The following is a 13,844-nucleotide window of genomic DNA, read 5'->3' as shown; positions in this document are numbered from 1 at the left end:
ATCGACCAGAATGGCCCGGTGTACTACGGCATTCTCGGGACGACGACGGCCCACCACGACGACGGCACCCCGGTGCCGATCGGCGGCGCCCGGCTGAGGGCCCTGCTCAGCGCCCTCGCCCTGCGGCAGGGCCGTCCGGTCCCGGCCGACCTCCTGGTGGACGAGGTGTGGGAGGCCGATCCGCCGCAGGACTCCTCCGCCGCGCTCCAGACCCTGGTCGGCCGGCTGCGCCGCACCATCGGCCGGGACGAGGTCGGCTCCGGTCCGGCCGGGTACTGGCTGACCGGTCCGGCCTCCGACCTCGCCGACTTCCAGCGGCTGACCGGCGAGGGCCGCCGCGCCCTGGACGCCGGGGACGACGCGCTCGCCGCCGAGAGCCTGCGCGCGGCGCTGGCGCTGTGGCGCGGCCCCGCGCTGGCCGACCTGCCGGACCGCGGCGGCCCGGCCGTCCGGCTGGAGGCCCAGCGCGAGGAGGCCCGCCGCCACCGGATCACCGCCGACCTCGGCCTCGGCCGGGCCGCGGAGCTGGTCGCCGAACTGGCCGAGCTGTGCGAACGGCAGCCGCTGGACGAGCCGTTGCAGCTGCTGATGATCCGGGCGCTGCACGGGAGCGGGCGGACGGCCGAGGCGCTGCGCCACTACGAGCGGACCAGACGGGCGCTGGCCGAGGAGCTCGGCGTCGACCCGGGCCGCGGACTCCGCGCCCTGCACGCCGAGTTGCTCGCTCCGACGGCCCCGACGCCCCCGACGGCGGCTGCCCCCGCGGCCCCCGCTGCCCCCGCGGAGCAGCGAGGGCCGAAGCCGGAGCCCGTCCCCGGCGCCCCGGCCCCCACGTCCGACGCCGCACCCGCGCCCCAACTCCCGCGCCCCGGCGGCAACCTGCGCGGCCGGCTGACCAGCTTCGTCGGCCGTGAGGACGATCTCGCCGCGCTGCGCGGGATGCTGACGGACCGTCGGCTGGTGACGCTGACCGGCTCCGGCGGCTCCGGCAAGACCAGCCTCTCGACCGAGGCCGGCCGCGCCGAACAGTCCGCCGGGGGCTGGCCGGACGGCGTCTGGGTGGCCGAACTCGCCCCGCTGGAGAGCCCGGGCGCGGTGCCCGCCGCCGTGGTCTCGGCGCTCGGCCTGCGCGAGATCGTGCTGCACAGCACCAGCATGGTCGCCGAGGTGATCGACAAGCGGGCCGAGGACCCGGTGCGCCGGCTGGTCGAGCACTGCCGCCACCGCCGGATGCTGCTCGTCCTGGACAACTGCGAGCACCTGATCCAGGCCGCCGCCGACCTCGCCGACGCCCTGCTCGCCGAGTGCCCCGGGCTGACGGTGCTCGCCACCAGCCGCGAGCCGCTGGGCGTGCCCGGCGAGACGGTGCTGCCGGTCGAGCCGCTGCCCGACCCGGTCGCGCTGCGGCTGTTCGCCGAGCGCGCGGCCACCGCCCGTCCGGGCTTCGACCCGCAGGGCGACCCGGAGGCCTGCGCGGAGATCTGCCGCCGGCTGGACGGGCTGCCGCTGGCCATCGAACTGGCGGCCGCCCGGCTGCGGGTGATGACGGCGCGCCAGATAGCCGACCGGCTGGACGGCCGGTTCGCCCTGCTCACCGCGGGCAGCCGCACCCTGCTGCCGCGTCAGCAGACGCTGCGCGCGGTGGTCGACTGGAGCTGGGACCTGCTGGGCAAGCGGGAGCGGGCGGTGCTGCGCCGGCTCTCGGTGTTCGCGGGCGGCTGGCAGCTGGAGGACGCCGAGACGGTCTGCGCCGACGGCGTCGAGGTGGCCTCCGGCGAGGTCGCCGACCTGCTGCTGTCACTCGTCGACAAGTCCCTGCTGGTGGCCGACCTGGACGGGGCCAGCCTGCCGCGCTACCGGATGCTGGAGACCATCCACGAGTACGCGACCGAGCGCCTCGCCGAGTCCGCCGCCGAGCGCACCGCCACCGAGGCCCGCCACCTGGCGTACTTCCGCACCATGGTCGCCGTCTCCGACGGGCAGATCCACGGCCCCCGGCAGCTGCACTGGCTGGCCGTGCTGGAGCGCGAGCAGGACAACATCCGGACGGCGCTGCGCCGGGCGATCGACCTGCGGGACGAGGAGCAGGCGCTGCTCATCACGGTGGGCATGAGCTGGTACTGGTCGCTGCGCGGCTACAGCCTGGAGGCGCGCACCTGGTACGACGCGGTCGCCGCGCTCGGCCCGGACCCGTTCGGCCCGGACGCCCCGCGGCCGGTGCCGCTGGAGCGCAGCGTCTTCGCGTACGAGCTGCCACTGTCCGCCGGGGTGCTCGAGGAGGCCCGCCGGCTGCTCGCGATGTTCCGGCTGATCGGGCTGTTCGAGGGCAACCTGGACGTCCTCGGCGACCCGGAGGCGATCAGGGTCGCCCAGCGGCTGATGGACGCCTACACCCCGGACCTGCCGCAGGCCTACCGCTTCCCCGGGCTGATGCGGGTGTTCGGCGCCTTCCTGGCCGGCCGCACGGACGTGATGAAGGAGCTGATCGACGACGCCGTCCGCGGCTGCGAGCAGTACGGCGAGGTGAGCGACCTGGCCTTCATCCTCCAGGTGCGGGCCAGGATGATGAACGACTGGCCGAGCGGGGCGGAGCAGAGCATCGAGGACGGCGAGCGCTCGCTGGAGCTGTACGAGCGGTCGGGCGACCTCTGGGGGACCTCCCAGGCGCTGTCCGCCCACGGCGAGTCGCTGGCCAACCGGGGCGAGTCCGCGGCCGCCGCCGAGGCGTACGCGCGGGCGATCGAGCTGGTCGAGGAGCTGGGTGCGTCGCAGGAGATGCCGATCCTGCGGGTGAACCTGGGCACCGCCCTCCTGGAGCACGACATGGACCGCGGCGAGCGGGTCATCCGCGAGGCGCTGGCCTCGATCGACACCCCGGGCCTCAACCAGTCCACCACCGGGGCGCTGATGTTCGGTCACCTGGCGCTCTGCGGCATCCACGCCCAGCGCGGCGAGTTCGCGCGGGCGCTGACCGAGCTGGACAGGCTGGACACGGTCCGGGTCGGCGGCTTCGCGCCGAGCCTGGTGACCGGGATGCTGCGGAGCTCCCGCGGCTGGATCACCGCCCGGGCCGGGGATCCGGAGGCGGGGTTCGGGATGCTGCGCGACGGCTGGCGGCAGCTGCGGGCGGTGACGGCGGCGAGCGGTTTCGCCGAACACATGACGGTCCTGGTGGTGCCCGCGGTGACGGCGGTGCTGTGCGCCTTCGCCCAGCGCGACGGGGACCTGGAGCGGGCCCGGGTGGCGGCCGTGCTGACCGCCGCGCACGCCGGCCTGAACGGGCCCAAGGGCGGCTACCTGGACCGGGCCGAGCGCGATCGCATCGACGCCGTCCTGCGGGAGCTGCTGGGCGGGGCCGGGTACGAGGAGGCCAGGGCCGGCGGGGTCGGGATGACCCAGGAGCAGGTCTTCGAGGTGCTGGAGGGGCTGATCGGCTAGCCCGCGCGGTCGAGCGGGTGCGGCCCGCGCGGTCGGGCCCGTACGGCCGGCGCCCGTCCCCTGGTCACCGGCCGCACGGGCCCGTACGGCGGCCGGCTCCCCGTCCCCGGGCGGCCGGCCGTCCTGCCCGTCGGCCCTTCCCTCGCGGGGCCGACGGTGGTCGGGTGGGTCAGGTCCGCTTGCGGAAGCGGGCGACCGCCAGCGGGGCGAAGACCGCGGTGACGGCGGCCGACCAGATCAGCACGATCATCACCGGGTGGGCCACCGCGCCCTCGCCGTTGAGCAGCGAGCGGGAGGCGTCGGCCAGCGCCGACAGCGGGTTGATCTTGGTGAAGGCCTGCAGCCAGCCCGGCATGGTGTCGGTCCGGGCGAAGATCGAGCTGCCGAACTGCATCGGCATCAGGACCAGCATGGCCACGCCCTGGACGGCCTGGGCGCTGCGCAGGGCCATGCCCAGCAGCATCGAGATCCAGACGATCGACATGCCGAACACCAGGCCCAGACCGATCGTGGCCAGCACCTCCAGCAGGCCGGTCTTCACCTCGAAGCCGATGCACATCGCGAAGCCGATCAGGATCGCGAAGGAGAGCAGCCCGCGGAGGGTCTCGGCGGCGATCTTGGACAGCAGCACCGAGGACCGGCCGATCGGCAGGGTGCGGAAGCGGTCCATCACGCCGGTCTGGAAGTCGCTGTTGAGGCCGGTGCCGACGGCCATCGCGAGGGTGAGGCCGGTCTGCCCGAGGAGCCCGGGGATCAGGTACTGCTTGTAGGTGTCCTGGTCGCCGGCCATCGCGCCGCCGAAGACGTAGACGAACAGCACGGTGAAGATGATCGGCATCAGCACGGCGTCGAACATCGACTCCGGGTCGGCCTTGATCCGCATCAGGTTGCGCCGGGTCAGCGCGCCGACGTGGCGCAGGGTGCCGGCCAGGCCGATCCGGCTGTCCTGCGCCGACGGCCGGGTGGTGCGGCCCGGCGCGGGGGCGAGCGTGGCGGTGGTCATGCGACGGGCTCCTTGACGAGGCTGGGGGCGGGGTCCGCGGCGGACGCGGGCTTGCCGGTGATGGCGAGGAAGACCTCGTCCAGGCTGGGCACCTTGGTGTCGATGCCGGCGATGGCGAAGCCGCGGGTGCCGAGCACCCCGATCACCGCGGTCAGCTGCGCGTCGTCGGTGATCGGCACCGCGAGCAGCCCGGTGTCGGTGGACACGGTGGCGTTGGTGATGCCGATGTCCCGCAGGCAGTGGGCCATGTCCGGCAGCTCGGCGGGGCGGGCCGGGCGCACCTGGAGGGTCTGGCCGCCGACCTTGGCCTTGAGCTCGGAGACGGCGCCGTTGGCGATCACCCGGCCGCGGTCGATGACGGTCAGCTCGTTCGCGAGCTGCTCCGCCTCCTCCATGTACTGGGTGGTCAGCAGCACGGTGGTGCCCTCGGCGACCATCCGCTGCACCTCGTCCCAGACCTCGTTGCGGGTGCGCGGGTCCAGGCCGGTGGTGGGCTCGTCCAGGTAGAGCACCCGGGGGCGGCCGATCATGCTGGCGGCCAGGTCGAGGCGGCGGCGCATGCCGCCCGAGTAGGTCTTGGCGGTCCGCTTGGCGGCCTCGGTGAGCGAGAAGCGCTCCAGCAGCTCGGTGGCCCGGGCCTTGGCGTCGCGGCGGGAGAGGTCGAGCAGCCGGCCGATCAGGTAGAGGTTCTCGTACCCGGAGAGCAGCTCGTCCACGGAGGCGTACTGGCCGGTGAGGCCGATCGTGCGGCGCAGCTGCTTGGGCTGGCGCAGCACGTCGTAGCCGCCGACGTACGCGGTGCCGGCGTCCGGCTTGATCAGGGTGGAGAGGATGCGCACCAGGGTCGTCTTGCCGGCGCCGTTGGGGCCGAGCACGCCGAGGACGGTGCCCTCCCTGACGGTGAGGTCGACCCCGTCGAGGGCCTTGGTCTCACCGAAGTGTTTGACGATGCCGTGCACCTCCACGGCGTTTGCGGAGGTGGTTCCCCGGTCGTTCGGGGCCGTCGCGATTCGTGTCATGCCCCCAGGCTGTCCGCCGCCGCTGTCAGCTCCCTGTCGGGCCCGGCCCGCCCGCTGTCAGGCCGCTGTCACCGGTTCCCGGCCGCGCCCGCGGACACGACAACGGCCCCGCTCCGGGCTGTGGAGCGGGGCCGTGGGGCCGTGCGCCGTCGGGAGGCGCCGTCGCGTCAGTGGAAGCTGTGCTCCGCCGCCGGGAAGGCGCCGGTGCGCACTTCCTCGGCGTACGCCCGGGCGGCGTCGCCGAGGACGGTCCGCAGGTCGGCGTACTGCTTGACGAACTTGGGCACCCGGCCGGCCGTCATGCCGGCCATGTCGGTCCAGACCAGCACCTGGGCGTCGGTGTCCGGCCCGCCGCCGATGCCGACGGTCGGGATCGCCAGCTGCTCGGTGACCTGGGCGGCCAGCTCGGCCGGGACGGCCTCCAGGACCACCGCGAAGGCGCCCGCCTGCTGGACGGCCTTGGCGTCGCGCAGCAGCTGGTGCGCCGCCTCGTCGCCGCGCCCCTGGACCGGGTAGCCGCCGAGGGCGTGCACGGACTGCGGGGTGAGGCCGATGTGGGCCATCACCGGGACGCCGGCCTCGACCAGCAGCTCGATCGAGCGGGCGCTGCGCTCCCCGCCCTCCAGCTTGACCGCGCCGACCCCGGCCTCCTTCATCAGCCGGGCCGCGTTGTGCATGGCCTGCGCGGGGGACTCCTGGTACGAGCCGAACGGCAGGTCGGCGACGATCATGGACCGCTTGGTGCCGCGGACGACGGCGGCGGAGAGCATCACCATCTGATCCATGGTCACCGGGACGGTGGTCTCGTAGCCGAGGTGGCAGTTGCCCGCCGAGTCGCCGACCAGCAGCACCGGGATGCCGGCCTCGTCGAACACGCCCGCGGTGAGCGCGTCGTAGGCGGTGAGCATCGACCACTTCTCGCCGCGCTGCTTGGCGGCGGCGAGGTCGCGGACGGTGACCCGGCGGTTGGTGACCCCGCCGTAGAGGGTGGTGGTCGACGCCTGGTTCTGGGCAGGCGAAGGCGTAGAAGCGTTCATCGAACGGACTCCTGAAGGGTTGTCGTCTCGTGGCGCCGTACGGCGTCCCCGGATCACCTCCATGCTTGCACGCCCCGGCTCCGGCGCAAAGAGGGGTGCGGTCGTCCCGGTGCGATCCAGGACACACCGGGCGCGCGGGCCGCCCCGGGCCGGGGTGCGCGGGAGCCTCCCGAATTTGCCCACCCTTTACGAAACGGATTCGGCTCGTATCGTATCGGCGGCTACTCTGGTGCGGGGGGTTGCGAGACGTGCTCGGCTCGTAAATGCCCGCCAGTGCCACGCCAACACGGACGGGAAGAACCATGACCACCGCAGCCGCGCCACCCCGTGTGCCGGAAGCCATCCACCGTCGGCGCTGGGTGATCCTCGCCACCCTGCTGCTCGCCCTGCTCGTCGTCGTCCTCGACAACTCGATCCTCAACGTAGCGATGAAGACCATCGCGACCCCCGCGCCGGTCGGCCTCGGGGCCACCCAGAGCGACCTGGAATGGTCGATCAACTCCTACACCCTGGTCTTCGCCGGGCTGCTGTTCACCTCCGGCCTGCTCGGCGACCGGTTCGGCCGCAAGCGCGCGCTGCTGGCCGGCATGCTGGTCTTCGGGGTCGCCTCGCTGCTGTCCGCGCTGGCCGCCTCGCCCGGTGAACTCATCGGCTACCGCGCCCTGATGGGCGTCGGCGGCGCGCTCGCGATGCCCGCCACGCTGGCGATCATCATGAACGTCTTCGAGCGCTCCGAACAGCCCAAGGCGATCGGGATCTGGGCCGGCGCGGTCGGCCTGGCCATCGCCATCGGCCCGATCACCGGCGGCCTGCTGATCGAGCACTTCTGGTGGGGCTCGGTCTTCCTGGTCAACGTCCCGATCGTGGTCGTCGCGCTGATCGCGATGGTGATCCTCGTCCCGGAGTCCAAGGACCCCGCCCCGGGCCGGATGGACCCGGTCGGCGTACTGCTGTCGATCGTCGGCCTGGTCGCGCTGATCTACGGCATCATCAAGGGCGGCGAGCTGGCCGACTTCACCGCAGTCGAGGCCTGGGTGCCGACCCTGGTCGGCGTGCTCGCGCTGGTCGCCTTCGTCTGGTTCGAGCGCCGCACCCCGTTCCCCGCGCTGGACGTCACCTGGTTCCGCAACCGGGTGTTCAGCGCCTCCGTGGTGGTCGTCGGCGTGATCTTCTTCGCGCTGATGGGCGTCTCCTTCTTCGGCGTCTTCTACATCCAGAGCGTGCGCGGCTACAGCGCCCTCCAGGCCGGTGTGCTGATGCTGCCGCTGGCCGCCGCCCAGCTGGTGTTCGCCCCGCGGGCCCGGCTGGTGGTCGACCGGCTCGGCGTCGCAGCCACCGCCACCGGCGGCATGGTGCTGGTCGCGCTCGGCTTCCTCGGCTACGTCGTGCTGACCGCCACCAGCCCGATCTGGGTGCTGGTCCTGCTCGGCCTGGTGATGGGCGCCGGGATGGCGCACGTCATGCCGCCGGTCACCGTCGCGATCATGGCCTCGCTGCCCCGGGAGAAGGCCGGCGCCGGCTCGGCCGTCAACAACACCTTCCGCCAGGTCGGCGGCTCGCTCGGGGTCGCCGTGCTCGGCGCCGTGCTCTCCACCGCCTACCGCGACGGGATGGCCGACACCCTCACCCGGCTGCCCGAGGACCTGCGCGACAAGGCCGGCGAGTCGCTGGAGGCCACCCTGGCCATCGCCGACCGCATCCCCGGCGGCCAGGCGCTGATCGCCCCGGCGAACGACTCCTTCATCCACGCCATGCACGTGGTCGCCTCGCTCTCGGCGGGCGTCTCGCTGGTCGGCGCCGTGGTCGCCTGGTTCCTGCTGCCGCGCCGCCCGGCCGCCCCCGCGGGCCCGGCCGGCCCGGCCCCCGAGCAGCGCGACCAGGCACGGGAGGCCGCGGCCGCGGACGCCTGATCTGCGGCCGGAGCAGGCCGTGACTGAGTGACAATGGCCCTGTCACCCGGGTACGCCACCGGGTGGCGGGGCCGACCACGAGGGAGAGACAGCGGGGATGAAGACGGACACGCCGACCGCCGGCACCGGGCAGCACTGCGCCGAGGCACGCCGTGGCCGGCCCCGCAGCGAGGCCGCCGAGCAGGCCATCCTCACGGCCGTCGAGGACCTGATGGCCGGCGGCACCGCGCTGTCGGAGCTCACCATCGAGGGCATCGCCGCCGCGGGCGGCGTCGGCAAGGCCACCATCTACCGGCGCTGGCCCAACAAGGAGGCCCTGCTGGTCGACGTGGTCAGCCGGCTGGAGGAGCCGCTGCCCGAGTCCGCCGGCGCCGGCGCCCGGGCCGACCTGATCGCCCTGGTGGACCACATCCGCCGGCGCGGCCTGGCCAAGCGCACCCGCTGGGTGCTCAAGGCCGCCCTCGGCCAGATGCAGACCCTGCCCGAGCTGTACTCCGCCTACCGCGAGCGGGTGATCAAACCGCGCCGGGAGGTCGGGCTCCGCCTGATCCGCCAGGCCGTCGCCGAGGGCGTCATCCGCGACGACCTCGACGTGGAGCTGCTCAACGACCTGCTGCTCGGGCCGATCCTCTACCGCAGCATCCTGTGGGACGACTCCGATCTGGAGGATCCGGACCTGGCCCGCAAGCTGGTCGACTCCGTGCTTGAGGGCCTCGCACCCCGCTGACGGGCCGCCCCCGCCCGCTCCGCCCATCCCTGCCCGCCCCCGCCCGTCCCTGCCCGGTCCCGCCCGTCCCCGCCCGGACGTGGCCTCCCTCACCAAACCGGGCCACGCCGGAACCCGCTCAGCAGGCCCGACGTCTGTCCCGGCATAGGCTGAGCCGGGTATCCGACCACACCGGCACCGACCCGGTACACGCCCGCGCCCTCGACAGGCCGGGCACCGGAACGGCGACGGCACGAGCGACGGGAGCCACTTCATGGCGCAGGCGGACAGGACCGAGCGGATCGCGGCCCCCGGGGGCGGCACCGACGGCCCGGCCCCCGCGGCGCGCCGCGGCGGCTTCCTCGGCCTGCGCCACTGGGGCCGGGACGCCCGCGGCAGCGGCACCTGGCGGCGCGGCCTGGTGATCGCCGTGCTGGCCGTGCTCACCGCCGCGCTGCTCGCCTTCCACGCGGAGGTGCCCAACAGCGCCGGCAACCTCGGCAGCCTGCTGGAGACCTTCCTGCCCTGGCTGGGCCTGGCCGTCCCGGTGCTGCTGGTGCCCGCGCTGCTGCGCCGCTCCGCCACCGCGCTGCTCGCCCTGCTGCTGCCCCTGGTGCTCTGGGTCAACCTGTTCGGCGGCCTGCTGTCGGACAAGAGCGGCGGCAAGGGCGACTGGACGGTGGTCAGCCACAACGTCGCCGCCGCCAACACCGACGTGCCGGGCACCATCCGCACCCTGGTGGACTCCGGCGCCCAGATCGTCGCCCTGCAGGAGCTGGCCGGCCGGCAGCTGCGCTCGTACGAGACCGGGCTCGCCGCCGCCTACCCGCACCACACCGTGGAGGGCACGGTCGGGCTCTGGTCGAAGTACCCGATCGGGGACGTCTCCCCGGTGGACCTGAAGATGGGCTGGACCAGGGCCTTCCGCGCCGAGGTCACCACCCCGCAGGGTCCGCTCGCGGTGTACGTGGCGCACCTGCCCTCGGTGCGGCTGAAGGCCGAGGGCGGCTTCACCGTCAACCAGCGGGACGTCAGCGCGCAGGCGCTCGGCGACGCGATCCAGGCCGAGCCGCTGAAGAAGGTCCTGCTGCTCGGCGACCTCAACGGCACCATGAACGACCGCAGCCTGGCGCCGGTCACCTCGCAGATGCGTTCGGCCCAGGGCGCCGCCGGGGACGGCTTCGGCTTCAGCTGGCCGGCCGCCTTCCCGATGGCCAGGATCGACCAGATCATGAGCAAGGGCGGGCTGGACCCGGTGGACTCCCGCACCCTGCCCCAGGACGGCAGCGACCACCTCGGGGTGGCCGCCACCTACCGCTACCAGCCCGTCCGCTAGCCGCGCCGCCAGCGGTTGGTGATCGGCAGCCGGCGGTCCCGGCCGAAGTTCTTGGCCGAGATCTTCGGCCCCGGCGGGTACTGGCGCCGCTTGTACTCGGCGGTGTCGACCAGCCGCACCACCCGGTCCACCAGGGCCTGGTCGAAGCCGGCCGCGACGATCGCGTCCCGGCCCTCGTCGCCCTCGATGTAGCGGGTCAGCACGCTGTCCAGCAGCTCGTAGTCGGGCAGCGAGTCGGTGTCCACCTGGTCCGGCCGCAGCTCGGCGGACGGCGGCTTGGTGATGGTGTGCTCCGGGATCGGGGGCACCTCGCCGCGCCGCTCGGCCTCCTCGTTGCGCCAGCGCGCCAGCCGGAAGACCAGCGACTTGTAGACGTCCTTGATGGGCCCGTAGGCGCCCACCGAGTCCCCGTACAGGGTCGAGTAGCCGACCGCCAGCTCGCTCTTGTTGCCGGGCGCGAGCACGAGGTGCCCCTCCTGGTTGGAGATCGCCATCAGCAGGGTGCCGCGCAGCCGGGACTGGAGGTTCTCCTCGGCCAGGCCGGTCAGTTCGGTGGCCCCCAGGTAGGCGTCGAACATCGGGGCGATGGAGACGGTCCGCAGCGACAGTCCGGTGCGGCGGGCCAGTTCGGCCGCGTCGTCCCGCGAGTGCCGGGAGGAGTAGCGGCTGGGCATGGAGACGCAGTGCACGTTCCGCGCGCCTACCGCGTCCACCGCGATCGCGGCCACCAGCGCCGAGTCGATGCCGCCGGAGAGGCCGAGCAGCACCGACCGGAAGCCGTTCTTGGTCACGTACGCCCGGGTGCCGGAGACCAGCGCGGCCCAGATCTCGGCCTCGTCCGAGACCCGCGGCGCCACCCCGGCGGCGAGCCGCACCGCGGGCGCGGCCTGCGGCTCGCCGCCCAGCTCGGTGAGGACCAGGTGCAGGCCGTCGCTCAGCAGCAGCCCGTCGGTGTCGTCGCTCGCGGCGGCCGGCAGGTCGAGGTCCAGCACCACCAGGTGCTCCTCGAACTGCGGTGCGCGGGCCAGGACTTCGCCGTCCGCGCCGACCACGATCGAGTCGCCGTCGAAGACCAGCTCGTCCTGGCCGCCGACCATGTTGACGTACGCCAGGGTGCAGCCGGCCTCGGCCGCCCGGCGCCGCACCAGCTCCAGCCGCTGGTCGTCCTTGTTCCGTTCGTACGGGGAGCCGTTGACCACCAGCAGCAGCCCGGCGCCGGCCTCGCGGGCGGCGGTGACCCGCCCGCCGTCCTGCCAGATGTCCTCGCAGATGGCCAGTGCGACGTCCACCCCGCGCACCCGCAGCACCGGCAGCTGGTCGCCCGGGACGAACCAGCGGAACTCGTCGAACACGCCGTAGTTGGGCAGGTGGTGCTTGGCGAAGCGGGTCACCACCTCGCCCCGGTGCAGCACCGCGGCGCAGTTCTGCGGGGAGCCGGCCGGGCGGTTGAAGCGCGGCGAGGCGTGCTCCGAGCGCCCGAGGTAGCCGACCACCACCGGGACCTCGCCCAGCCCGTCCGCCGCCAGCCGGCCGGCCAGCCCGACCAGCGCGGCGCGGGAGGCCTCGACGAAGGATCCGCGCAGGGCGAGGTCCTCCACCGGGTACCCGGTGAGGGCCATCTCGGGGAAGGCGACCAGCTGCGCGCCGGCCTCCACGGCCAGCCTGGTCCAGCGCACCACCTCGTCGCCGTTGCGGTCGAGGTCACCGACCCAGGGGTCGATCTGGCTCAGGGCGAGACGGAGATTGGGCATGCCCCGAGTGTAATCGTCTAACTGACGCTATGTCCTGGGCGGAGGATGACGTCGGGGGTCGGCACTGCCGGGTCGGGCGGAGATCGGCCATGATGGGGGCAGCCGCTTTACGAGGTCTTTGCGGGGACCTCCGGGGCGTAACACGAGCGTAAAGAGCAGAGGTGAGACTGTCCCCATGGGCAAGCAGCAGCAGTTCGTGCTTCGGACGCTCGAAGAGCGTGACATCCGGTTCGTCCGGCTGTGGTTCACCGACGTGCTCGGGTTCCTGAAGTCGGTCGCGGTGGCCCCGGCCGAGCTGGAACAGGCCTTCGAGGAGGGCATCGGCTTCGACGGCTCGGCGATCGAGGGATTCGCCCGGGTGTACGAGTCCGACATGATCGCCAAGCCGGACCCGACCACCTTCCAGATCCTGCCGTGGCGCTCGGAGACCCCGGGCACCGCCCGGATGTTCTGCGACATCCTGATGCCCGACGGCTCGCCGTCCTTCGCCGACCCCCGGTTCGTGCTCAAGCGCACCCTGGAGAAGGCCTCCGAGCAGGGCTTCACCTTCTACACCCACCCGGAGATCGAGTTCTTCCTGCTGAAGAACCTGCCCGGCGACGGCACCCCGCCGATCCCCGCCGACCAGTCCGGCTACTTCGACCACACCCCGCGCGGGGTGGGCCACGACTTCCGCCGCCAGGCGATCACCATGCTGGAGTCGATGGGCATCTCGGTCGAGTTCTCGCACCACGAGGGCGCCCCCGGCCAGCAGGAGATCGACCTGCGCTACGCCGACGCGCTGTCCACCGCCGACAACATCATGACCTTCCGACTGGTCATGAAGGAGGTCGCGCTGGAGCAGGGCGTGCACGCGAGCTTCATGCCCAAGCCGTTCTCCGAGCACCCCGGCAGCGGCATGCACACCCACGTCTCGCTCTTCGAGGGCGACCGCAACGCCTTCCACGAGTCCGGCGCCGAGTACCAGCTGTCCAAGGTCGGCCGCTCCTTCATCGCCGGCCTGCTGAAGCACGCCGCCGAGACCGCCGCCGTCACCAACCAGTGGGTGAACTCGTACAAGCGGATCTGGGGCGGCTCCCAGCGCACCGCCGGAGCCGGCGGCGAGGCGCCGTCCTACATCTGCTGGGGCCACAACAACCGCTCGGCGCTGATCCGGGTCCCGATGTACAAGCCGGGCAAGCAGGGCTCCACCCGGATCGAGGTCCGCTCGCTGGACACCGGCTGCAACCCGTACCTCGCCTACGCCGTCACCCTCGCGGCCGGCCTGAAGGGCATCGAGGAGGGCTACGAACTCCCGCCCGGCGCCGACGACGACGTGTGGGCGCTCACCGACTCCGAGCGGCGCGCCCTCGGCATCCAGCCGATGCCGCAGAACCTCGGCGAGGCCATCGACCTGATGCAGCGCAGCGAACTCGTCGCCGAGACCCTCGGCGAGCACGTCTTCGACTTCTTCCTGCGCAACAAGAAGCACGAGTGGGAGGAGTACCGCTCCGAGGTGACGCCGTTCGAGCTGCGGAAGAACCTCCAGGTTCTCTGACGGTTCGTCGGCCGGTCAGGGCCGGTCAGGGCCGGTCAGGGCCGCTCGGGCGGTGTACCCCACGCACGCTAATCCGCTGGGCCAATGAGGTTACTCTGCAGCGGTGC

General features: G+C 73.2%; 9 protein-coding genes. 5 read left to right on the top strand and 4 right to left on the bottom strand.

All coding sequences use genetic code 11. The annotated features are described in order from the left end of the window. Positions 1-18 precede the first annotated feature (18 nt). The gene (locus ACIQ87_RS29150) at positions 19-3,438 is read left to right on the top strand and encodes an AfsR/SARP family transcriptional regulator (RefSeq protein ID WP_402412158.1); all 3,420 of its coding nucleotides are present in this window, start codon (positions 19-21) and stop codon (positions 3,436-3,438) included. Positions 3,439-3,607: 169 nt separating this feature from the next. On the opposite strand, the gene ACIQ87_RS29145 is transcribed toward ACIQ87_RS29150, so the two are convergent. From ACIQ87_RS29145 to panB, 3 genes are all read right to left on the bottom strand, one after another. After that, positions 3,608-4,441 (bottom strand): ABC transporter permease, encoded by an 834-nt coding sequence (locus ACIQ87_RS29145; RefSeq protein ID WP_402412155.1) that lies wholly within the window; start codon positions 4,439-4,441, stop codon positions 3,608-3,610. Then, positions 4,438-5,460, bottom strand: a complete 1,023-nt coding sequence (locus ACIQ87_RS29140) for an ATP-binding cassette domain-containing protein (RefSeq protein ID WP_402412153.1) — start codon at positions 5,458-5,460, stop codon at positions 4,438-4,440. The genes ACIQ87_RS29145 and ACIQ87_RS29140 overlap by 4 nt, the downstream gene beginning before the upstream one ends. Before the next feature lie 167 nt (positions 5,461-5,627). Beyond that, entirely contained in the window at positions 5,628-6,497 is an 870-nt protein-coding gene (gene panB, locus ACIQ87_RS29135; RefSeq protein WP_402412150.1) for a 3-methyl-2-oxobutanoate hydroxymethyltransferase, read from the bottom strand. Positions 6,498-6,799: 302 nt separating this feature from the next. Here panB and ACIQ87_RS29130 point away from each other — a divergent pair, with 302 nt between their 5' ends. The 3 genes from ACIQ87_RS29130 to ACIQ87_RS29120 all read left to right on the top strand — a co-directional run bounded on the left by ACIQ87_RS29130 (position 6,800) and on the right by ACIQ87_RS29120 (position 10,449). Then, positions 6,800-8,407, top strand: a complete 1,608-nt coding sequence (locus ACIQ87_RS29130; RefSeq protein WP_402412147.1) for a DHA2 family efflux MFS transporter permease subunit — start codon at positions 6,800-6,802, stop codon at positions 8,405-8,407. A gap of 97 nt (positions 8,408-8,504) precedes the next feature. Beyond that, the gene (locus ACIQ87_RS29125; RefSeq protein WP_402412144.1) at positions 8,505-9,134 is read left to right on the top strand and encodes a TetR/AcrR family transcriptional regulator; all 630 of its coding nucleotides are present in this window, start codon (positions 8,505-8,507) and stop codon (positions 9,132-9,134) included. A gap of 253 nt (positions 9,135-9,387) precedes the next feature. Further along, positions 9,388-10,449, top strand: coding sequence for an endonuclease/exonuclease/phosphatase family protein (locus tag ACIQ87_RS29120; RefSeq protein WP_402412141.1), 1,062 nt, complete (start codon positions 9,388-9,390; stop codon positions 10,447-10,449). Here the strand turns inward: ACIQ87_RS29120 and ACIQ87_RS29115 are convergent. Continuing rightward, the gene (locus ACIQ87_RS29115) at positions 10,446-12,200 is read right to left on the bottom strand and encodes an NAD+ synthase (RefSeq protein ID WP_402412138.1); all 1,755 of its coding nucleotides are present in this window, start codon (positions 12,198-12,200) and stop codon (positions 10,446-10,448) included. The genes ACIQ87_RS29120 and ACIQ87_RS29115 overlap by 4 nt on opposite strands. Before the next feature lie 175 nt (positions 12,201-12,375). Here ACIQ87_RS29115 and ACIQ87_RS29110 point away from each other — a divergent pair, with 175 nt between their 5' ends. After that, positions 12,376-13,737, top strand: a complete 1,362-nt coding sequence (locus ACIQ87_RS29110) for a glutamine synthetase family protein (protein WP_402412135.1) — start codon at positions 12,376-12,378, stop codon at positions 13,735-13,737. The last annotated feature ends 107 nt before the right edge of the window (positions 13,738-13,844 follow it).

Source organism: Kitasatospora sp. NPDC096204 (assembly GCF_044763205.1).
Classification (GTDB): Bacteria; Actinomycetota; Actinomycetes; order Streptomycetales; family Streptomycetaceae; genus Kitasatospora.
Note: the sequence above shows the minus strand (reverse complement) of the source record. Positions and strands in the feature narration are given on the sequence as shown.

Coding starts and splice junctions, on each gene's coding strand:
- ACIQ87_RS29145 (WP_402412155.1), bottom strand. CDS start 4,441: ATGACCACCGCCACGCTCGCCCCCGCGCCGGGCCGCACCACCCGGCCG.
- ACIQ87_RS29140 (WP_402412153.1), bottom strand. CDS start 5,460: ATGACACGAATCGCGACGGCCCCGAACGACCGGGGAACCACCTCCGCA.
- panB (WP_402412150.1), bottom strand. CDS start 6,497: ATGAACGCTTCTACGCCTTCGCCTGCCCAGAACCAGGCGTCGACCACC.
- ACIQ87_RS29130 (WP_402412147.1), top strand. CDS start 6,800: ATGACCACCGCAGCCGCGCCACCCCGTGTGCCGGAAGCCATCCACCGT.
- ACIQ87_RS29125 (WP_402412144.1), top strand. CDS start 8,505: ATGAAGACGGACACGCCGACCGCCGGCACCGGGCAGCACTGCGCCGAG.
- ACIQ87_RS29120 (WP_402412141.1), top strand. CDS start 9,388: ATGGCGCAGGCGGACAGGACCGAGCGGATCGCGGCCCCCGGGGGCGGC.
- ACIQ87_RS29115 (WP_402412138.1), bottom strand. CDS start 12,200: ATGCCCAATCTCCGTCTCGCCCTGAGCCAGATCGACCCCTGGGTCGGT.
- ACIQ87_RS29110 (WP_402412135.1), top strand. CDS start 12,376: ATGGGCAAGCAGCAGCAGTTCGTGCTTCGGACGCTCGAAGAGCGTGAC.